Consider the following 19,748-nt stretch of genomic DNA (forward strand, 5'->3'; position numbering starts at 1 on the left):
CAGCCGGCGCAGCGTCTCCTGCCGGGCGCCGGGACGGTCAGCTCTGCCGCAGCGGCGGCATCGGGATCTGGATCTGGTACGCGGTGGCGCCGGCACCCGTGCCGCCCTCGCACGTGTTCGGCGGGACGGTGCCGATGCCGCGGGTCGCGGGCCGCTCGGCCGCCCAGAACATGTACCCGAGCAGGCCGGCCGTGGTGCCCGCGCCCTTCGGTGCCGCGGACTGCACGAACGTGCCGGTCGAGCGCTGCAGCGAGGTGGCGTAGTCGGTGCACTCGGGCAGGGCGCGGTTGCCGTAGGCGATGTACAGCCCGCCGGTGAACTTCGCCGGCGCGAGGGGCGGCACGGGCGGCGCGTACGTCGGCTTGCCGTCGATGTGCTCCTGCCAGTTGGCCACGGCCGCGCTCGCCGACGGCTGCCGGGCCGGCACCATCGCGTTGGCGTAGTCGAGGACGGGGCGGTCGGTGCGCAGCCAGTCGGCGGTCGCCTTGCGGTTCAGCGCGATGAGCCAGCGGTCGCCGGCGGCCACGTCGATGGTGAGCCGCGCCGCCGGGTCGGCCCCGGTCGCGTCGTACGGCAGGACCGCCCGGTACGCGTCGATGAACGCCTGCAACCCGGCCAGGTTCGGCGAGGTGTTCTCCTCGTAGTCGATCTCGATGCCCACGCCGAGCCGCCGGGCGACGCCGGCGGCGTTGCGGCCGAGCTGGGCGGCGTTCTCGGCGAGTGCCGCGTTCCAGGCGTCGGTGTACGTGATGCCGCCGATCGACAGCATCACCCGGATGCCGCGGCTGGTGAAGTAGCCGACGATCTCCGGGGTGATGCCGCGCGGGACGCCGTCGACGGTGGTGGCGTCGTCGGTGAGGTGCAGCAGCTTCGCCGGGTCGACGAAGCTGAGCACGACGACGTTGACCGACGGGCGGCCGTCGCCGCGGTCGACGAGCCAGTGGTTCTGCGCGTCGAACTCGGCGACCGTCCGGGTCGTGCCCCAGGTGCAGAAGTCGTTGCCGCAGTGCCAGGCGCCGTAGATCTGCACCGGGGTGACCGCGGCCGCGGCCGGCGCGGCGGGGACGGTCAGGAGACCGGCGATCAGGGCGAGTGCTGTCAGGATCCGGCGCATGGGGGCTCCCTCGACCGCATGGACATCGATCTGGAAAGAAGCCTAACCATAGCGCCGGACGGCTGTACATCACCGCGGCACGGAGCGATCTGGGGCCTGATTCCGTTACACGGGCGCGGGCAGGATCGCGAGCAGCTGGGTCGGCGGCTCCAGGGCGTCGACGATCGTGTCGCCCTCCAGCCACAGCCCGCCGGCGCGGCAGACCAGCGCGGCGGCCGCCTCCACGGGGCAGGGCAGCAGGGCGCCGCAGGCGCCGCAGCGGGCCGGGTCGTCGGGGTCGCGTGCCAGGTGGCGGGTCTGCAGTTCGGCGGCGGTCGTGACGAGGACGCTGTCAGGGTCGAGGTGCAACATGCCGACGATCGTGCCGCCGCCACCGCCGCCGCCCGCTGTACAAAACGGGTGAAATCCCTGCTCGCAACGGATCACCCGGCGGCCGTCAGCGGGACGGCCGGCCGGTGCCGTCGCACGGGGTCGCGGCGCCCGTGACGCCGTCGGGCTGGTGCGCCGGGGTCGGGGTGCCGGCGTTGACGTGGACCCGCGCACCGCACACCGGGCAGCGGCTCATGGCCTCCGACGATGCCATCTCGTTTCACCTCACACATGACGAAGGACCGGACGAGGGTATGGTTCCCCTCGTCCGGCCCGTTCGAACATCCGGCGCCGGTGCTCAGCCGCTGACCAGCACCAGCATCTGCCGGATCTGCTGGGTGCGGGACAGCTCGACGCGCTCGGCGAACTGTTTCACGGTCGCGTTCTGGCCGTTGGTCTTGAGCTGCTGCGCCATCTCGACCGCGTTGTGCTGGTGGGCGATGAGCAGGTTCAGGAACTTCGTCTCGAAGTCGGCGCCGGACGCGTCGCGCAGGGCCTTGATCTGCTCCTCGCCGGTGGCCGGCCGCCCGCCGTGCGTGGCGTGGCCGCTGTGGTCGTCGGTGCCGGTGGCCGGCTCGTTCCAGCCGGTCAGCCAGCCGGTCATCCGCTCGACCTCCTCGGCCTCGGTGACGTCGATCGCGCCGGCGAGGTTGACGACGTCCTCGCGGACGCCCTTGGTCCTGCCGAGCCGCAGCATCTCCAGGCCCTGCCGCTGATGGCCGATCATCATCTGCAGGAACAGCACGTCGTACGCGTTGTGCGGGCCCTCCGCGACGGCGGCGACGCCCTGCGCGGCGGGGGCGGCCGCCGGCCGGTTGACGTCCTTGCAGCCGGCGAGCAGCACGACCGCGGCGAGCAGCACGGCGCCCGCGGTACGCAAGCGGGTCACGGCGTTCACACCGGCAGCCAGAGCGCGAGCGTGTAGATCGGCTCCCACGTATAGATGGTCGTGTGGGACTGGCGGCACTGGTACCGGCGGCCGTCGTAGGTGACGATGTCGCCGGTGCGGTACGTGACGCCGGCGGCCCAGGCGGCGCCGCTCGGCACGGGCGGCTTCGTGGTGGCCGGCGCCTTCGTGGGGCTGGCCGTGGCGGTCGCGGCCGGCCGGGTGGTCGCCGTGGCCGTCGGCTTCGGCGAGGTCGTGGTGGCGCTCGGCTTCGGCGCCGGCGTGCCCGTCCCGCCGCCGCCGCTGCCGATCTGCAGGTCGACACAGTTGTAGAAGGCGTTGACCGTGTCCGCGATGTTCCACACCGCGAGGACCGTCTGCCGGCCCGAGTAGCCGGCGAGGCTCACCTGGTGCGACACGGTCGCGTTCGGCTGCTTGCCGCCGTCGCTGAACTGCGCGATGCGGGTGTTGCCGATGAAGTACTCCCACGTGCTGGTCGCGTGCCGCGCGGTCAGCACCCAGTTGAACGTCACCGAGGTGCCGACCTGCGTGGCGGGCCAGTTGCGGCCGTTGTCGTTCAGCACCGCGAACTCGGGCCGGTTCGCGTGACACGACCTGAGCCCTTTCGGGCCCTCGACGCTTTGCGGCTCGTACTGGATGGGACCGCAGTCGGCCACCTTCCCCTGCGCGCACAGCGCCTGCCGGCTCGCCGGGGACGACACGTATCCGTGCGCCGAGGCGGGCGAGCCGAACCACAGGGATCCCGCCGCCGCACCCAGGGCGACCAGCGGATAGACCACGGACCTACGCATTCGCAGACACCTTCCACACCATTGTTCGCGGGTGCGGAAAACGTATCGGAGCGGCGCTTAACGAGCCCTTCTGCGTTTTGCAAATCCGGCCTAACGCGTATTTATGGTGGTGTTAAGTCGGCACCGAGATCCGTTCCGGGGCGGCGGAGTCGAGGGGCACGCCCGCACCGGGCACCAGCCCGAGCTCGACCGCCGGCCGCCCGGCCACGGCGTCCAGCACCCAGTCGGCCATGATCCGCCGGCGGTTGCCCGGCAGCGACAGCAGGTGGAAGCCCCGCGTGACGGCCTTGGCCGGCCACCCGGACAGCGGCACGCCGAGCGGGTTCGCCGCGGCGTCACGTCCGCCGAGGTCCACCAGGAACCCGAGGTCGCGGTGCTTGTACCGGCGCCGCCGCCCGACGCCGAGCGACGCGGCCACGTTGTGCGCCACGGCGGTGCCCTGCCGCACGGCGTGCTGCGCCGTCATCGGGGTCAGCCGCCCGGCCCGGGTCAGGTCGGGCACGGCGGCGGCGTCGCCGCAGGCGAACACGCCCGGGTACCCGGGCACCGACAGGTACTCGTCGACGACGAGCCGGCCCTGCTCGGTGCGCAGCCCGAGGTCCTCGATCAGCGGGTCCGGGCGCACCCCGACGCACCAGATGAGGGTGCGCGCCGGCACCGTCCGGCCGTCGGTGAGGCGGACCCCGTCGGCGAGCGCCTCGGCCACCGAACAGCCGGTGAGCACCTCGATGCCCCGCTCGCGCAGCACCCGGTCCGCGATGCGCGACAGCCGCGGCGACAGCTCCGGCAGCACCCGCGGCGCGACGTCCAGCAGCATCCAGCGGACCCGCTCGTGGGCCAGCGCCGGCTGGTGGCGCAGCAGGTCGCGGACGGCCAGCTGGCAGTGCGCGGCGACCTCCGTGCCCGTGTAGCCGGCGCCGACCACCACGAACGTGAGCCGGGCCGCGCGCTCCGCCGGGTCGTCGGTGGCCGCGGCCAGCTCGACCTGCCGGATCAGGTGGTCGCGCAGGTACAGCGCCTCCGGTATCCCGCGGAAGCCGTGCGCGTGCTCCGCCAGCCCGGGGATGGGCAGCAGCTTGTTGACGCTGCCCGCGGCGAGCACGACCCGGTCGTAGCCGAGCCGCCGCGGGTCGCCGTCCGGGTCGCGGTAGCCCACCTCGTGCCGCTCCGGGTCGACGTGCTCCGCCTCGCCGAGCACCAGCCGGACCCCGGGCAGCGTCGCCGGCAGCGACACCGCCACCCGCCTGGGCTCCAGGACGCCCGCTGCCACCTCCGGCAGCAGCGGCAGGTACAGGAAGTAATCGGTCGGGTTGAGCAGCGTGATCCGCGCGCGCCCGCGGGACATGCGGGCCAGCCGCCGGGCCGCGTGGAACCCCGCGAACCCGCCGCCGACCACCACGATGTGCGGTGCCATCCTCGCCTCCAGCTTCACGTCATGAGCATCACGCCGCCGGTACCCGTGTCGACGCGGCTCACGCCCGCCGAGCATGATCGCTGCCATGCTCACCGTCGTGCTGCGGACCGCTCAGGTCGCCCGGGTCCTCGCCGCCAGCACGCTCGGCCGGCTGCCGCTGGGTGCGGCGCCCGTCGCGCTGCTGCTCTTCGCCCGCGAGACGCTGTCGATCGGCGCCGCGGGCGCGCTCGTCGGGGTGTACACGGCCGGGATCGCGGTCGGCGGGCCGGTCCTCGCCCGCGTCGCCGACCGGCTGCGCCAGCCGCCCGTGATGCTCGCCGGCGCCGCGCTGTCCACCGCCGGGTTCCTGCTGCTCGCCTCCGGGGTGCCGCTGTGGGCCGCGCTGCTCGCCGCGCTGCTGGCGGGGCTCGGCGCGCCGCCGTTCGAGGCCGGGCTGCGCGTGCTGTGGCGCACGCTGCTCGACGAGAAGCACGTGCCCACCGCGTACACCCTGGACATCGCGGTGCAGGAGCTCATCTTCATCTTCGGTCCGCTCGTCGCCGGCGCCTCGGTCGCGGCCGGGGGTCCCGTGGCCGGCCTGCTGGTGACCGCGGGACTGCAGTTGCTGGGGACGCTGTGGTACGTGAGCACCCCCGTCGTTCGTGGCTGGCGGGGCGAGCATGCCGACCGGCACTGGGCCGGCGCGCTGCGCTCGGGGCGGCTGCGGCTGCTGCTCGTCGCGGTCGTCCTCGTCGGCACCGGGGTCGGCAGCCTGCCCGTCGCCGTGATCGACTACGCCGAGTCCGTCGGCAGCCGCGGCTGGTCGAGCTGGATCCTGGCCGCGCAGGCGACCGGCGCGCTCATCGGCGGCCTGGTCAACACCCGGGTGAAGGTCGACGGGCGCCGGCTGCCGCTGCTGGCCGCGTGCCTCGGCCTCGGGTACGCGCCGCTGCTGCTCACCCCGTCCTCGCCGGGGCTGCTGCTGCTCCTCGCGGTGCTGTCGGGGCTGTTCCTGCCGCCGTTCCTGGCCGCGACGTTCGTCACCGTCGACCGGATCGCCCCGGCCGGCACCGCGGCGGAGGCGTTCGCCTGGGTGGCCACCGCGTTCTCCGTCGGTGCCGCGGCCGGGGCGGCCGTGGACGGCGCCATCCTGGATGCGACCACCGGCCCGAGGATCGGGTTCCTGCTGTCGCCACTGGTCATCGCCCTCGCCGCACCGTTGCTGGTACCGCTGGCCAGATACGTCCGAGCCGCCGTGGACTGATCTGTCCGAGCTGGTGCCGCTCCCGGACGCGTCCGAGCCGGTACCGCCGCTCGGACACGTTCGAGCGGCGGCCACCTTATTTGTCCGAAATAACCGAAAAATCGGGTTTACTGGTTAGTGTCGAAAGCAGCGCGGCGGCCACCGGCAGGAACAACGGGGGACGGTGGACGTCGCGGCAGCGGCGGGTCCGGGGCGGCAACGGTGCCACCCGGGCCCGTTCGGCGTTTCGCGTACAGTTCCGGGGTGACCCCGCACGACCCCACCCTCGTCTCCGCCCCTGCTCCCAGGCCCGGACCGCCCTCCGACGAGCTGACCGGCGCCTTTGACGACGCCCGCGCCGCCGACGCCGCGGGCCCCGAGGACTTCGGGCCGGGCGTCGATCCGGAGCGCCTCGCCATCTGCCTCGCCGTGTTCGAGGAGCTGCAGGACCTGCCGCCCGACCACCCCGACGTGCAGCGGGTCAGGCGGGCGACGTCCCACCTGTACAAGACGGTCAAACGGCAACGGCGCAGCGAGCGGCGGGCCGCGATCACCGAGGCCGACCGCGTCGTGACCGCGGCCACCGCCACCGGGGCGCCCGGCCGGATCGACGACGAGACGCAGGGCATCGCCCTGGTGTCACCGACCGCCGGCGCGACCGCGGGCCGCCTGCTGCGGGCGCGCTCCTGCTACACGTGCAAGGAGCGCTACGTCGACGTCGACGCGTTCTACCACCAGCTGTGCCCCTCGTGCGCCCGGCTCAACCGGCAGCGCCGCGACGCCCGCACCGACCTGACCGGCCGGCGTGCCCTGCTCACCGGCGGCCGCGCGAAGATCGGCATGTACATCGCGCTGCGCCTGCTGCGTGACGGCGCCCACACGACGATCACGACCCGCTTCCCGAACGACGCCGTGCGCCGCTTCGCGGCCATGCCCGACAGCGCCGACTGGCTGCACCGGCTGCGCATCATCGGCATCGACCTGCGCGACCCGGCCCAGGTCGTGGCCCTCGCCGACGACGTCGCCGCGCAGGGCCCGCTCGACATCCTCATCAACAATGCGGCGCAGACGGTGAAGCGGGCCCCGGGCTCCTACTCGCACCTGGTCGCCGCCGAGTCGGTGCCGGTCGAGCTCGACGGCCCGATGCCGGAGACGCTGACGTTCCACAAGGCCGACCCGCACGCCGAGCTGACCCTCGAGGCCGGCTCGTCGCCGCTGATCCCGCCGGACGCGCTGACCGCGCTCGCCCTGACCAGCCGGTCGGCCACCCCCGAGCGGATCGCCGCGCTCACCGCCATCGACGCGGGCGGGCTCGTCCCGGACCTCGCCGAGATCAACAGCTGGACCCAGCGGGTGCACGAGGTCGACCCCCTGGAGCTGCTCGAGGTCCAGCTCTGCAACGTGACCGCCCCGTTCATCCTCGTCAGCCGCCTGCGCCCGGCCCTGGCCGCCGCCCCGGCCCGCCGCAAGTACGTGGTCAACGTCTCCGCCATGGAGGGCCAGTTCAGCCGCCGGTACAAGGGCCCCGGCCACCCCCACACCAACATGGCCAAGGCCGCCCTGAACATGCTGACCCGCACCAGCGCCGAGGAGATGCTCACCGAAGGCATCCTCATGACGGCCGTCGACACCGGCTGGATCACCGACGAACGCCCGCACCCCACGAAGATGCGCCTGCACGAGGAGGGCTTCCACGCCCCCTTGGACCTCACCGACGGCGCGGCGCGGGTCTACGACCCCATCGTCCGCGGCGAGCAGGGCGAGGACCTCTACGGCTGCTTCCTGAAGGACTACAGCCCCTCCGCCTGGTGAGCACTGCGGCCCGCGGCGGTCCTGCCTGATCGGGTGCCGCCGCGCCCGGAGCGGTCAGCGCAGCTGGTAGGACAAGGTGAACTTGCCGACCTGGACCTCGTCGCCGTCCTTCAGGGTGGCGCTCTTGACGCGCTCGCCGTTGACATAGGTGCCGTTGAGGCTGCCCAGGTCGAGCGTGGAATAGCCGAAGCCGCTCGGGTTGCGGTGGAACTCGACGTGCTTGCGGGACACGGTGTTGTCGTCCAGGACGATCTGGTTGGCGGCGTCGCGGCCGCAGCGGCAGATCTCGCCGTCGAGGGCGAACTCGGCGCCGGCCTCGGCGCCCTTGCGGATGAGCAGGGTGGCGCGGCCGGAGGGGAGCTTCTCCATGTGCGCGGTCAGGTCGAGGGGCTGGGTCGCGCCCTCGGGGGCGGCGACGGAGGCCTGGGCCAGCAGCTCCTCGCTGGTGACGATCGGAACCCGCCAGTGGCGGGCGAGGGCGATCGCCTCCAGCGGCGCGGCGGGCACCCGGATGCTGTCACCGAGGACGAGCTGGAACGGGCCGTGCGCGGTGACGACCTCGATCGCGCGCAGCGGGGCGCCCAGTGCGGTCAGCGCGCGCTGGAACAGCTCGGCGCTGACCGGCTCCACGAGGTCACGCGGGCCGCCCTCGACCGCGAACTGCAGGTGGCGGCCGGTCTGCTCGTCCTTGAGCAGCACCATCGGACGGCTCTGCCAGGTCTGAGCCCGCACACCAACGACGACGAGCTCTCGCATCCCCGGGCCTCCCGTGTCCGACGGTCAACTTTGATGCCGCTAACGGTACCGGGCGGGGCCGGGCTTTCAGAAATGCCAGCCCCGCCGCTGCGTCGCCTGGCGCACCCAGTCGTCGACCTGGGCGGGCCAGTTGATGCCCGCGGCCTGGGCATGACCGACCTGGAAGCGGCTGATCGTGTCGTGCCCCTCGGTGATGAACCCGCCACGCTTGTCGAACTCGATGATGACCTGCGTGCCGTGCGGGTCGGTGACGAAGGTGAGCTCGACCTCGTTGATGCGGCCGGCGTACTGCTGCGCGGCGTAGAACTCGATCTCCTGGTAGAACGGCAGCGTCTGGTGCACGCCGTGGATGTGGCCGCGCTCCAGGTCGGCGGCCTTGAACCGGAAACCGATCTGGCCGAACGCGTCGAGGATGGCGCCCTGCACCGGCAGCGGGTGCACGTTGATCGGGTCGAGGTCGCCCTTGTCGAGCGCCCGGGCGACCTCCAGCTCGGTGCGCACGCCCATGGTCATGCCGTGCAGGCGCTGCCCGTACATGTGCGTGATCGGGGTCTCCCACGGCACGGGCAGCTGGAACGGCACCGCGTGCTGCTGGCCGGGGCCGAGGCGGAACCCGCCGGTCAGCTGCTGGCGCTGGAACTCCACGGTCGCGTCGTATTCGCTGTCGGCACCCTCGACCTCGACGCGGGTCTGCAGCGCGACGACGATCCGCTCGACCTCGACCTCATGGTCGCCGCCGGCGAAGCGGACCTGGCCGGAGACGTAACCGCCCGGCTGCACGTCGGGACTGTCCAGGACGGTGTCCACGGTCGGACCGCCGACACCGAACGCCCGACGCAGGCTCTTGAAAACCATCCGCGGAGACTAACACGCAACGCTGTAGGGTTGGCTGATGTCCAGACTGCTGCGGATCGGGGAGCTCGCGAACCTTGCGGGCGTGTCGACCCGTACGGTCGACTTCTACACCGGGCTCGGCCTGCTCGAGCCCGCCGAGCGCACCGCCGGCAACTTCCGCCTCTACAGCGCCGACTGCGTCGACCGGATCATCGCCATCAGGGCGCTGGAGGCCAACGGGATCAGCCTCGCCGACATGGTGGTGGCCCTCGGCCCCGGCAAGGGCGACCTGCCGGGCCAGCTGTCGCAGCTGCAGGTCGATCTGGAGACGCTGCGGGAGGCGGCCGCGCACTCCGGCCCGGCCGCCCACCAGCTGCTGCTCGCCCTCACCGCCCGCCTGCAGTCGCTGATCACGACCGCCATCGAGGTCACCGGAAGCCTGCCGCCGATGTAGCGGTGCCGTCCGGCGCGGCGGTGGCCGTACCGCGGCGGCCTTTGTCAGACCCGGATCAGCTCGGCGACCCGCTGGCCGTGCTCGGCGGCCTTCTCGTGCCCGGTCCGCAGCGACTCGGCGGCGAGCCCGCGCAGCGGCTCCATCGCGGGCGTGACGTCGGCGAGGGTCAGCTCGGCCTCGGCGACGTGCAGGTCCAGGCCGAGCACCTCGCCCAGCACCCGGCGCAGGTACGGCGTGACGTGGTCCCAGCCCTCCTTCGGGGTGCCCGGCCCGTAGCCGCCGCCCCGGCTCAGCGTGAGGACCGCGGGCTTGCCGGCGAGCGGCTGGTCACCGTTCAGGCCCAGCCGCGGGTGCATGAACACCAGGTCGATCCAGGTCTTGACGTGCGCCGGCAGGTTCCAGTTGTACAGCGGCACCGCGAACAGGAACGCGTCGGCGGCCAGCAGCTCGGCGCCGAGCCGGTCGACCAGCTCGCGAGCCTCGTCGGCCGGCGGCGCGGCCGGGTCGACGGCGGCGCGCGCCAGGGCGCTCCACGCGTCCGACGGCAGCGGCTGCAGGCCCAGGTCGCGGCGGGTGACGACGGCGTCGTGGTGCTCGGCGAGCCAGGCCTGCTCGGCGGTGTCCGCGAGTGCGCGGCTCACGGATCCGGCGGTACGGACGCTCGCGTCGAGTCGGAACAGGTGCATGATGCGGTACCCCCACGGAGTTCGGCTGTTACGCAGAAAGTCTGCAATGCAGAACATCTTTCCGCAAGAGTGAGTGAGCCGCTTATCATTGCGGCATGACGCAGGAGCAGGAGGCCCACGACGAGCTCCAGTCGGACCTCGGCTGGGCGCTCGGCGTCGTCCTGCGCGCCTACGCCAAAGGCGCCGGCAACGTCATCGCCGGGGTCCCCGGCGGCGCCCGCGGCTACCAGGTCCTCACCGCCGCCGTCGCCGGCGCCGAGGGCACCCAGCTCGCCCTGGCCAACAAGCTCGGCGTCGACCGGACCGTCATGACCTACCTGCTCGACGACCTGGAGCAGGCCGGCCTCATCGAGCGCCGGCCCGACCCCGCCGACCGCCGCGCCCGGCGCATCGTCGCCACCGACGCCGGCCGCGCCACCATGTGTGAGCTGCAGGGCAAGCTCGCCCACGTGGAGACCCGGGTGCTGAGCGCCCTCGCCGAGCCCGAGCGCGCCCTCTTCCGCGACCTGCTGCGCAAGGTCGCCACCCGAGTCGACGAGCACGACCCCCTCGCCGACGCCTGCACCGTCGTCGACCAGTTCACCGACGACCCGCCGACCGCCCGCGCCCGGCGCCGCAAGCCGTAGATGCCACGGTCCGGGCGCAGTGACAACGTTCTGGTCTCATTGCCGCGTCTGACGTCGTGAGGTCGGCATACTTGGAGCGGACCACTGGTCGAGCAGTGAGGAATCTTCGGTCGCGATGATGCTGCAACGCCGGTATCGGCTCGAGCGGCTGATCGGTGCCGGAGCCACCAGTGAGGTCTGGCAGGGCCACGACGAGCTCCTGCGCCGCCACGTCGCGGTCCGCCTCCTGCGCGCCGACCGTGCCGAGCTCGCCGACCGCTTCCTCGCCGAGGGCCGCGCCGCCGCCCGGCTCACCCACGCCAACGTCGCCGCCGTGTACGACGTCGGCACCGTCGAGCTGCCCGGCCGCGGCGACGTGCCGTACGTCGTCATGGAACACGTCGCCAGCGGCACCGTCGCCGACCGGCTCTGCCACGGCCCCCTCACGCCCGACGAGGCCGCCCGGATCGGCGCGGAGACCGGCGCCGCCCTCGCCCACGCCCACGGCCAATGGGTCACCCACGGCGCGCTCACCGCCGCGAAGGTCGCCCTCACCGACGTCGGCGTGAAGGTCTTCGGTTTCACCGACCGCCGCGGCGACGACCCGCACGACGTCAGCATCGACGTGTACGACCTGGGCAACCTCCTGCACACCGCCCTCACCGCAGCGCAGCCCGACGCGCTCGGGGCGGCCTCGGGGCCCGACACCGCCGTGCCCGCCGACCTGGCCGCCCTCATCGACCGGTGCCTGCACCACGACCCCGTGCTGCGGCCCGGCAGCGACGAGGCGGCCCTGGCGTTCGCCCGCATCGCCGGCACCCGGGTCGACCTGCCCGCCTGGTACACGCTGTCCGCCGCCCTCGACGACGAGACGGTCCCTGCCGCGCGGTCCACGTCCGGCGGCCGGCCGTTCTCGCCACGGCGGCCGTCGGTGCTGCCGCGGGCGTTCCCGCCGATGCGGCTGCGCCGGGCCGACGGCTCCGGCTTCGGCTTCGGCGCCGTCGGTGGCGCTCTCGGCGGCGCCGGCGCGGCGGCTGTCGGCGGCGTGCTGCGGCCGTGGATCAGGCCCGCGACCGAGTTCGGCGCCCGGTCCGCGGCGCACACCAGGGTCGTGCTGGGCCGGCTGCCGTTCGGGGCGCAGTCCCGCGCCGGCGGGCGGTCCCGCTCCGCGGCGTCGCTCAACGACGTGACCCTCGTCGACCTGCGCTCGGCCCGGGTCGCCCCGCCGCCTGCTGCTGCCGCGGCGGTGGGCCGGCGCGGTGCCGGCTCCTTGCGCCGGGGTGTCGGCGCGTTCCGCCGGGGCACGGCGCCGGCTGACGGCTCGGCATCAGGCGCTGTTGGTTCGGCGTCCGGAGCTGGCGGTTCGGCGTCCGGAGCTCGCGGCGTTGTTTATGGCGCTCGCGGCGCGGCGCCGGGTGCGCGGGGGCGGCGGTGGGCGGTGCGGGCCGTCGTCGGGGCCGCCGTCGCCGGGATCGTGTCGTTCGCCACGGTCGCGGCCCTCGGCCAGCACCAGGCGGAGGGGCGGCCCCCGTCGGGCGGATCGGTGCAGACCGGGGCGGCCGCCGCCAGCGGCGCGCCGTCCGCCACGGCCACGCCTCAGCCACCGGCGCCACCGCCGGTGGTGACCACGACGGACCCGCAGACCCAGCCGACGACCCGCCCGCCGGCGACCCGGCCGAGCTCGGGCCGGCCGTCGACGTCGCCGTCGGGGTCGACGTCCCCGTCGCCGTCTGGGTCCGCGTCGGCCTCGCCGTCGGCGTCCGCGTCCCCGTCGGCCTCGGCGTCGCCGTCAGGGTCACCGTCCCCGTCGGCGTCCGCCTCCGTGTCGCCGTCGGTGTCCCCGGACGGCGAGTAGCTCCGGCTCCGCCCGTTGCGGGGCTTTGCGGGGCGATTGCTGCGTCAGGGGCTTTGCGGGGCTTTCAGGGCTTTGCAGGGCTTTGCGGGCGGCTGCCGCGTCCGGGGGTCCAGGACGGGTCGCGGCCGCTGAGGCACAGCACCCTGGCCAGCGGCGGCGCCGTGGCGGGCACGGGCACCTCGGCGGCGTACACACCCATCTGGCGGCCCATGTCGGCGGAGCGGGCGACCTCGTCGTACACCCGCAGCAGCAGCGCATCGTCCCAGTGCGGGTCGACGTCCGACGCGCGGGCCAGATCCCAGCCGTGCAGGACCAGCTCGCCGAGGACCATGCCACCGACCAGGTCCGCGGGCAGCTCCGTCGGCCCGCCCATCCGGGTGGTGCCCTCCCACGCCGCCGGGTCGCCCCACGCGGCGGCGATCTCGTCGACCTGGGCGTGCAGCCGGGCCCGCCAGTCGCCGCGCGTACGGTCGACGTCCTCCCCTGGCGCGAGCGCCTCCTTGCAGGCCGCCGCCGCCAGCGACGGCCCCCAGTGCAGCAGGTGGTTGACCAGCGCCCGCACGTCCCACCCCGAACACGGCGTCGGCGCGTCCAGCGAACCGACCTCGTCCACGATCTTCCCGGTCACCGCGGCGGCGGCACCGATGAGCTGATGTCCGTCCATCACGCCGACGGTAGGCCCCGCGCCGCATCCGGTCTTGGACAAACGCGACGTTTCGTGATGTGTGACGGTGGTGGGGGTCGGGGTGCGCCAGATGGCCGGACCATCGTGGATCGAAGTCGCGTCCCGTCGTCTGGGTGACCACGACGGACTTCGATCAAGCGGGCAAGATCACAAGTGGGCCGGTCGCGGTCGGGTACGCGGTCGGCCACTCGCCACGTTGGTGGTCAGAGCAGTGGCTAGGGTGGGAACCCGTGCGCGACCCGAGGGAACTGGCCGGCGCGTGGTCGGCCTTCCAGCAGCACGGCGCCGCCCCGCCGGCCCCAGCGCTGACCGGTGTCGTCGCCCGCTACTGGTGGGCCCGCTGGGACCTGCGTGGCCAGCCCGCGTACCGGCAGCTGCTCCCGCCGGCCCCGGCCGTCCACCTGACGTTCCCCACCGACGGCGAACCCGTGCTGCGCGGCGTCCACCGCCGTCACTTCCACCGTGTCCTGTCCGGCGCCGGCGGCGTGCTCGGCGTCGCGTTCGTGCCGGGCGCGTTCCGCCGGTTCCTCGGCGCCCCGGTCAGCACCCTGACCGACCGCACCGTCCCCGCAGCCGCCGTGTTCGGCCCCGACCTGCCCAGCCTGGGCGCTGAGGGGCCGGCCGGCCTGCCCGGTCCGGGCGCTGACAGGCCCGCTGCTGACCTGGTCGGCCTGGGTGGTGACGGGTCCGCCGCAGCGGTCCTGGACGGTGCGGTGTTCACGGCCGGGATGGCCGCCGTGGACGCGTTCCTGGCCGGCCGGGTCCCCGCCGACCCGGCGGGCGACGAGGTGGCCGCCTGGGTACGGCGCGCGTCGGCCACCCCTGACTTGCGCCGCGTCGACGATCTCGCGGTGGTTTGCGGTGTCGGCGTACGCCGGCTGCAACGCCTCTTCGCCGAACACGTCGGGGTGAGCCCGAAGTGGCTGCTGCGCCGCCTCCGCCTGCAGGAGATCACCGACACGCTCGCCGCGGCGCCGGGTGCCCCCGTCGACTGGGCGGGTCTCGCCGCCGACCTCGGGTATGTCGACCAGGCCCACCTGAGCAGGGACTTCGCCGCGATGTTCGGCGAGCCCCCGACCGCGTACGCCGCCCGCTACTGACAGTCCCGGAGCACCTGCGGCGGGTACGAGCATGAGCGGCGAGGCCTCGCGGTGCGGGTGGTGGCTCCGGGGGCGTAGGGTGGCGGACGATGTTTTCGCTGCGCACCAGGCTTGCCGGTGCCGTCGTGCTGGTGGCGTTCGGCGTCACCGGCTGTGGCGGCGACCCTGACCCGACCAGCATCTCGACGACGCCCGGCGCGTCCGCCTCGCCGGGGCGGCAGGTCGCCGACAGTGCGTCGGGGCTCCCGCCGTCGCCGGGCGCCAGCGGCACGGCAGCCGGGGCGGCGCCCGGGGGGCAGGCGGTCAAGCACGCGTTCCCCGTGCAGGGCAAGGCGTCCTACAGCCGGACCCACCACGACTACCCGGCCAGCGACATCATCGCCGCCTGCGGCCTGACCGCGGTGTCGCCCGTGGACGGCACGGTGCTCGAGGTGGCGCGGACCGACACGTACAAGCCGAAGGTCAACGACGGCGCGACCCGTGGCGGCCTGTCCGTGTCGATCCTCGGCGGCGACGGGGTGCGCTACTACATGTCCCACTTCTCCTCGATCGACCAGGGCATCGAGGCGGGCACCCCGGTCACTGCCGGCCAGCCGGTGGCGAGGGTCGGCCGCACCGGCGACGCCAGTGCCTGCCACATCCACTTCGGCCTGTCACCGGCGTGCCAGAAGACCGGCGACTGGTGGACCCGGCGCGGGGTCATCTGGCCGTGGGCGTACCTCGACGCGTGGAAGGCGGGCACCGCGAAGTCCCCGGTCGCCGACGTCGACCAGTGGCAGCGCCAGCACGGCTGCCCGACCAAGCCGCTGGTGAACCCGTGACCCCGCCCCGGCGGTAGCCCGGCCGCACGCCGACCCGGCCGCACGCCGACCCGGCCGCACGCCGACCCGGCCGCACGCCGACCCGGCCGCCGCCGCACGCCGACCCGGCCGCCGCCGCACGCCGACCCGGCCGCCGCCGCACGTCGACCCGCGGCCTGGGCTGCTGCAGCCGCGGCCTGGGCCATTCGGGTGCGCCGTGCGGCACCGCGCACCCGTCGGCGACAGGTGACGGCCAAGCCCGCAGCGGTGCCCGGCCGTGGTGCAGGCCGGCCACCGGCTCGCAGGGCTCAGTCGTAGCAGAGGCAGAACGGGTGGCCGGTCGGGTCGCTATACACCCGGAAGCCCGCCTCCTTCGTCGACAGCAGCGTCGCGCCCAGCTGCAGGGCCTTGGCCTCGGCGGCGTCGATGTCGTCGACCTGGATGTCGAGGTGGATCTGCTGCGGGCGGTCGGGGTCGGGCCACTGCGGCGGGCGCAGGCCGGGGGCGTGCTGGAAGCTGAGCTTGGTGGTGCCGTCGCCGATGTCGACCCAGTCGCCGTCGACGCGGGTGATGGGCAGGTCGAGCAGCTCGGAATAGAACCGGGCGAGGGCCTGCGGGTCAGGTGAGTCGAGCACCACCGAGGTGAGTTTCGCCGTCATGCCTTCATCGTGCCCGAGGGGTCTGACAAAAAACCCTGGGCCTGGATGGCGGTGATCGCGACCGTGTTCACGATGTCCTTGACGGTGGCGCCGCGGGACAGGTCGTTGACGGGTTTGCGCAGGCCCTGCATGACGGGGCCGACGGCGACCGCGCCGGCGGAGCGCTGCACGGCCTTGTACGTGTTGTTGCCCGTGTTCAGGTCGGGGAACACGAACACCGTGGCCTGCCCGGCGACGGTGCTGCCCGGCAGCTTCGTGGCGGCCACGGCGGGGTCGACGGCGGCGTCGTACTGGATGGGGCCCTCCACCGGCAGCTCGGGGCGGCGGGAACGCACCAGCGACGTGGCCGAGGCGACCTTCGTGACGTCGGCGCCGGCACCGGACGTACCGGTGGAATAGGACAACATCGCGACGCGCGGGTCGATGCCGAACTGCGCGGCGGTCGTCGCCGAGGACAGGGCGATGTCGGCGAGCTGCTCGGCGTCGGGGTCGGGGTTGACGGCGCAGTCGCCGTAGACGAGGACCCGGTCGGGCAGCAGCATGAAGAAGACACTGGAGGCGACGCTCAGCCCCGGCACCGTCTTGATGATCTCGAACGCGGGACGGATCGTCGCGGCGGTCGTGTGGGTGGCGCCGGAGACCATCCCGTCGGCGAGGCCGAGGTGCACCATCATCGTGCCGAAGTAGCTGACGTCGCGGACCACGTCGCGGGCCAGGTCCAGCGTCACGCCCTTGTGCGCGCGCAGCTGGGCGTACACGGGAGCGAACCGCTCCAGCAGGTCCGACGTCGACGGGTCGATCACCGCGGCGGCCGAGATGTCCAGGCCGAGGTCGCGTGCCTTGGCGGCGATCACCGCGGGGTCCCCGAGCAGCGTCAGCGCGGCCACGCCACGGCGCAGCAGGATGTCCGCCGCGCGCAGGATCCGCTCCTCGGTGCCTTCCGGCAGGACCAGGTGCCGGCGGGCGGCGCGGGCGCGGTCGATCAGGTCGTACTCGAACATCAGCGGCGTGACCCGGGTCGTGGCCGTCAGCTCGAGCGCGTCGGCGAGGGCCGCCGTGTCGACGTGCGACTCGAACGCCCCGAGCGCCGCCGCCACCTTCCGCGGGTTGTCGGGGCTCAGCCGGTGCTCCATCTGCGTCGAGGCGGCGATCGTGTCGTAGCTCGCCGCCGGTACCGACAGCACCGCCAGACCCGTGTTCAGCCGTTCGAACAACGCCAGCGCCGTCTTGTCCGGGGCGATCCCGAGCGTGAACACGATCCCGGCGAGCGGCACGGTGCCCGAGGCGTGCGCGGCGGCCGCGGCGATGAGCAGGTCGGCCCGGTCGCCGGGGGTGATCAGCAGGCAGTTGTCGGTCAGGTGCGACAGCAGCGCCGGTACCTGCGCGGCACCGACGACGTAGTCGAGCACGTCGCGCTCCAAGGAGGCGGGCCCGGCGCTGAGCACGCTCGCGCCCAGCGCGGCGGCGACCTCGGCGACCGTCGGCGCCGCGACCGTCGGCACGTTGGGGATCGTGTAGCACGGCACCGGCAGCTCCGGCGGCGGCAGCGACGACTTGTTGACCACGACGGCGGCGACGGTCGTGTCGTGGTCGACGAGCGCGTGATACGCCTGCCGCGCCACCGACCCGATCGACCCGGCGTCCAGGTCGGCGCCGTTGACGACGACCACCACGACCGCGCCGAACTCGTTGGCGAGCCGGGCGTTGAGCGCCAGGGTCGGGGACTGCTCGTCGTCCAGGTCGCTGCCGATGACCACCACCGCGTCGTGGTCGCGGGCGATCGGCCGGAAGCGCTCAACGATCCGCCCGACGAGGCCCTCCCCGTCGCCCGCGGACAGCATCCCGGCCGCCTCCGCCGCGGTCACCCCGAAAAGCTCCTGCTGCTCGAGGCTGATGTGGTACCGCGACCGCAGCAGCGCCAGCGTCGGATCCGGTGCGGCACCGTTCACGAACGGCCGGAACACGCCGATCCTCGGCACCTTCCGCGACAACAGCTCGGCCAACCCGAGCGCGACGGCGGACTTGCCGGATCCGGGTCCGTGTTCGACCAGGTACACGATGCGTGCCACACCAGTAGTCTGCCTGTCATGATCCTCGTGCTCAACAGCGGCTCGTCCTCGGTGAAGTTCCGGGTGGTCGACCTAGCTGCCCCTGAGGGCTCCGCCGCGGCGCGGGGTTCGGTGGAGCGCATCGGTGAGCCGGGGGGTGTACCGGACCACGCGGCGGCGCTCGCCCAGATCCTCGGCGGGCTGGACACCGCCGGCATCACCGCCATCGGGCACCGCATCGTGCACGGCGGCGCCACGTTCACCGGGCCTGCGATCGTCGACGACGCGATGCTGGCGGTACTGCGGAAGCTGACCCCCCTCGCGCCCCTGCACAACCCGGGCGGCATCACCGGCATCGAGGCCGCCCGCGCCGCGCTTCCCGGCGTGCCGCACGTCGCCGTGTTCGACACCGCGTTCCACGCGCCGCTGCCTGCGGCGGCCCGCACGTACGCCCTCGACCGCGATCTCGCCGCCCGGCACGGCATCCGCCGGTACGGCTTCCACGGCACCTCCTGCGACATCGTGTCCCGCCGCACCGCCGACCTGCTGGGCCGCCCCCTCGCCGAGCTCAACATGATCGTGCTGCACCTGGGCAACGGCGCCAGCGCCACCGCCATCGCGGGCGGCCGCAGCGTCGAGACGTCCATGGGCCTGACCCCGCTGGAAGGCCTGGTCATGGGCACCCGGTCCGGCGACATCGACCCCGCCGTCCTCAGCTACCTGCACCGCGCCGCCGGCCTCGACCCCGCCGCCGCCGAGGAGCAACTGCAACGCCACGGCGGCCTGAAGGGCCTCGCCGGCGCCAACGACATGCGCACCGTCCTGGACCGGCGCGCCGCGGGCGACCCCGACGCGTCGCTCGCCTTCGACGTGTACTGCCACAGGATCCGCAAGTACGTCGGCGCGTACCACGCCGTGCTCGGCCGCCTCGACGCGATCGTGTTCACCGCCGGCGTCGGCGAACACGCGGCGCCCGTCCGCGCGGCGGCGCTGGACGGGCTGCAGGGCTGGGGGATCGCCGTGGACCCGGACCGCAACGCGGCACATGCTCCGGTGATCTCGCCGGAGGGTTCGCGGGTGGCGGTGTGCGTCGTGCCGACGGACGAGGAGCTCGCCATCGCCGAACAGGTCCAGGCCACGGTCGGATGATCGCGACGATCTGGTGCACGGACGCAGGGTAAACTGCGGAGGGTAGCGACGTCGGAGATCAATTTCCTATGGTGGTCTAGGGTTGCTTCAAGCGGCGCGTGCACCCAGCCCGGTCCGTCTTGTGTACGAGGTGGCGCACGGACGCGCGGTCCGGTCCTACGCGGGCGTGGGGCGTGGTGAGGGCTGGCCGCGGTTTGGTGCGGCAGGGTCGGCCGGGTGTGGTCGGCCGGGTGTGGTCAGATCGAGCTGGCCGGGTGCGGTTGGGTCGGGTAGGTCGGGTCAGGTAGGTCGAGTCGGGCAGGTGCGGCCGGGCTTGCCGGCCAGTGGGACGAGACGACCAGGACCCGCCCACGAAGATGCGGCGCGCCAGCGCACAAGATGCCGCGCGCCAGCGCACCCTAGTGCGACCGCGCAGCGGTCGCACTAGGGTGCGGGTGGGAACCCCCGCCGCCACCAGAACGGAAGAGCGTCGGGGAGGGAAAGAGGGT

At 73.7% G+C, this 19,748-nt stretch carries 19 protein-coding genes and 1 pseudogene; 8 read left to right on the top strand and 12 right to left on the bottom strand.

What is annotated here, in order from left to right; genetic code table 11:
* Window positions 1–37 precede the first annotated feature (37 nt).
* The 6 genes from AB0H83_RS17565 to AB0H83_RS17590 all read right to left on the bottom strand — a co-directional run bounded on the left by AB0H83_RS17565 (window position 38) and on the right by AB0H83_RS17590 (window position 4,595).
* Window positions 38–1,114, bottom strand: coding sequence for a hypothetical protein (locus AB0H83_RS17565; RefSeq protein WP_360094246.1), 1,077 nt, complete (start codon window positions 1,112–1,114; stop codon window positions 38–40).
* A gap of 105 nt (window positions 1,115–1,219) precedes the next feature.
* On the bottom strand, window positions 1,220–1,465 hold the full coding sequence (locus tag AB0H83_RS17570; protein WP_360094249.1) for a hypothetical protein: 246 nt from the start codon (window positions 1,463–1,465) through the stop codon (window positions 1,220–1,222).
* An 85-nt stretch (window positions 1,466–1,550) separates the two neighbouring features.
* Window positions 1,551–1,697, bottom strand: coding sequence for a hypothetical protein (locus tag AB0H83_RS17575; protein WP_360094252.1), 147 nt, complete (start codon window positions 1,695–1,697; stop codon window positions 1,551–1,553).
* Window positions 1,698–1,781: 84 nt separating this feature from the next.
* A complete protein-coding gene (locus AB0H83_RS17580; protein ID WP_360094255.1) occupies window positions 1,782–2,372 on the bottom strand; it encodes a DUF305 domain-containing protein in 591 nt (196 codons plus the stop codon).
* A 5-nt stretch (window positions 2,373–2,377) separates the two neighbouring features.
* Entirely contained in the window at window positions 2,378–3,181 is an 804-nt protein-coding gene (locus tag AB0H83_RS17585) for a lytic polysaccharide monooxygenase (RefSeq protein ID WP_360094258.1), read from the bottom strand.
* 112 nt (window positions 3,182–3,293) lie between these two features.
* Window positions 3,294–4,595: an NAD(P)/FAD-dependent oxidoreductase gene (locus tag AB0H83_RS17590; RefSeq protein WP_360094317.1), complete on the bottom strand. Its 1,302-nt coding sequence runs from the start codon at window positions 4,593–4,595 to the stop codon at window positions 3,294–3,296.
* Between the two features lie 85 nt (window positions 4,596–4,680).
* Here AB0H83_RS17590 and AB0H83_RS17595 point away from each other — a divergent pair, with 85 nt between their 5' ends.
* On the top strand, window positions 4,681–5,838 hold the full coding sequence (locus tag AB0H83_RS17595; protein WP_360094261.1) for an MFS transporter: 1,158 nt from the start codon (window positions 4,681–4,683) through the stop codon (window positions 5,836–5,838).
* A gap of 408 nt (window positions 5,839–6,246) precedes the next feature.
* Window positions 6,247–7,629 (top strand): SDR family NAD(P)-dependent oxidoreductase, encoded by a 1,383-nt coding sequence (locus AB0H83_RS17600; protein WP_360094320.1) that lies wholly within the window; start codon window positions 6,247–6,249, stop codon window positions 7,627–7,629.
* A 54-nt stretch (window positions 7,630–7,683) separates the two neighbouring features.
* On the opposite strand, the gene AB0H83_RS17605 is transcribed toward AB0H83_RS17600, so the two are convergent.
* Together AB0H83_RS17605 and AB0H83_RS17610 are read right to left on the bottom strand one after the other, a co-directional pair.
* Complete coding sequence (locus tag AB0H83_RS17605; protein ID WP_360094264.1) at window positions 7,684–8,385, bottom strand: bifunctional nuclease domain-containing protein; 702 nt, start codon at window positions 8,383–8,385, stop codon at window positions 7,684–7,686.
* A 78-nt stretch (window positions 8,386–8,463) separates the two neighbouring features.
* Window positions 8,464–9,240 (bottom strand): annotated as a pseudogene (locus AB0H83_RS17610) (sporulation protein); the annotation flags it as partial.
* A gap of 37 nt (window positions 9,241–9,277) precedes the next feature.
* On the opposite strand from AB0H83_RS17610, the gene AB0H83_RS17615 reads away from it, so the two are divergent.
* Window positions 9,278–9,673 (top strand): MerR family transcriptional regulator, encoded by a 396-nt coding sequence (locus tag AB0H83_RS17615; RefSeq protein WP_360094267.1) that lies wholly within the window; start codon window positions 9,278–9,280, stop codon window positions 9,671–9,673.
* 44 nt (window positions 9,674–9,717) lie between these two features.
* Here the strand turns inward: AB0H83_RS17615 and AB0H83_RS17620 are convergent, their stop codons facing one another.
* Window positions 9,718–10,416, bottom strand: a complete 699-nt coding sequence (locus AB0H83_RS17620; RefSeq protein ID WP_360094270.1) for an NAD(P)H-dependent oxidoreductase — start codon at window positions 10,414–10,416, stop codon at window positions 9,718–9,720.
* Between the two features lie 38 nt (window positions 10,417–10,454).
* Between AB0H83_RS17620 and AB0H83_RS17625 the strand changes: the two genes are divergently transcribed.
* Window positions 10,455–10,985 (top strand): MarR family transcriptional regulator, encoded by a 531-nt coding sequence (locus AB0H83_RS17625; RefSeq protein WP_360094273.1) that lies wholly within the window; start codon window positions 10,455–10,457, stop codon window positions 10,983–10,985.
* Between the two features lie 115 nt (window positions 10,986–11,100).
* On the top strand, window positions 11,101–12,819 hold the full coding sequence (locus tag AB0H83_RS17630; protein ID WP_360094276.1) for a serine/threonine-protein kinase: 1,719 nt from the start codon (window positions 11,101–11,103) through the stop codon (window positions 12,817–12,819).
* A 64-nt stretch (window positions 12,820–12,883) separates the two neighbouring features.
* Here the strand turns inward: AB0H83_RS17630 and AB0H83_RS17635 are convergent, their stop codons facing one another.
* Complete coding sequence (locus tag AB0H83_RS17635; protein ID WP_360094279.1) at window positions 12,884–13,483, bottom strand: TIGR03086 family metal-binding protein; 600 nt, start codon at window positions 13,481–13,483, stop codon at window positions 12,884–12,886.
* Between the two features lie 251 nt (window positions 13,484–13,734).
* On the opposite strand from AB0H83_RS17635, the gene AB0H83_RS17640 reads away from it, so the two are divergent.
* Both AB0H83_RS17640 and AB0H83_RS17645 read left to right on the top strand, forming a co-directional pair.
* A complete protein-coding gene (locus AB0H83_RS17640; protein ID WP_360094282.1) occupies window positions 13,735–14,604 on the top strand; it encodes a helix-turn-helix domain-containing protein in 870 nt (289 codons plus the stop codon).
* Between the two features lie 89 nt (window positions 14,605–14,693).
* Complete coding sequence (locus AB0H83_RS17645; protein WP_360094285.1) at window positions 14,694–15,425, top strand: M23 family metallopeptidase; 732 nt, start codon at window positions 14,694–14,696, stop codon at window positions 15,423–15,425.
* A gap of 287 nt (window positions 15,426–15,712) precedes the next feature.
* Here AB0H83_RS17645 and AB0H83_RS17650 read toward each other — a convergent pair whose 3' ends face one another.
* Together AB0H83_RS17650 and pta are read right to left on the bottom strand one after the other, a co-directional pair.
* Window positions 15,713–16,063 carry a VOC family protein gene (locus tag AB0H83_RS17650; protein ID WP_360094288.1) on the bottom strand — a complete coding sequence of 117 codons (351 nt, stop codon included), beginning with the start codon at window positions 16,061–16,063 and terminating at the stop codon, window positions 15,713–15,715.
* Entirely contained in the window at window positions 16,060–18,132 is a 2,073-nt protein-coding gene (pta, locus tag AB0H83_RS17655; RefSeq protein WP_360094291.1) for a phosphate acetyltransferase, read from the bottom strand. The genes AB0H83_RS17650 and pta overlap by 4 nt, the downstream gene beginning before the upstream one ends.
* A gap of 18 nt (window positions 18,133–18,150) precedes the next feature.
* Here pta and AB0H83_RS17660 point away from each other — a divergent pair, with 18 nt between their 5' ends.
* Entirely contained in the window at window positions 18,151–19,260 is a 1,110-nt protein-coding gene (locus AB0H83_RS17660) for an acetate kinase (RefSeq protein ID WP_360094293.1), read from the top strand.
* Window positions 19,261–19,748: the final 488 nt, after the last annotated feature.

It is taken from the genome of Dactylosporangium sp. NPDC050688 (assembly GCF_040654515.1).
Classification (GTDB): domain Bacteria; phylum Actinomycetota; class Actinomycetes; order Mycobacteriales; family Micromonosporaceae; genus Dactylosporangium.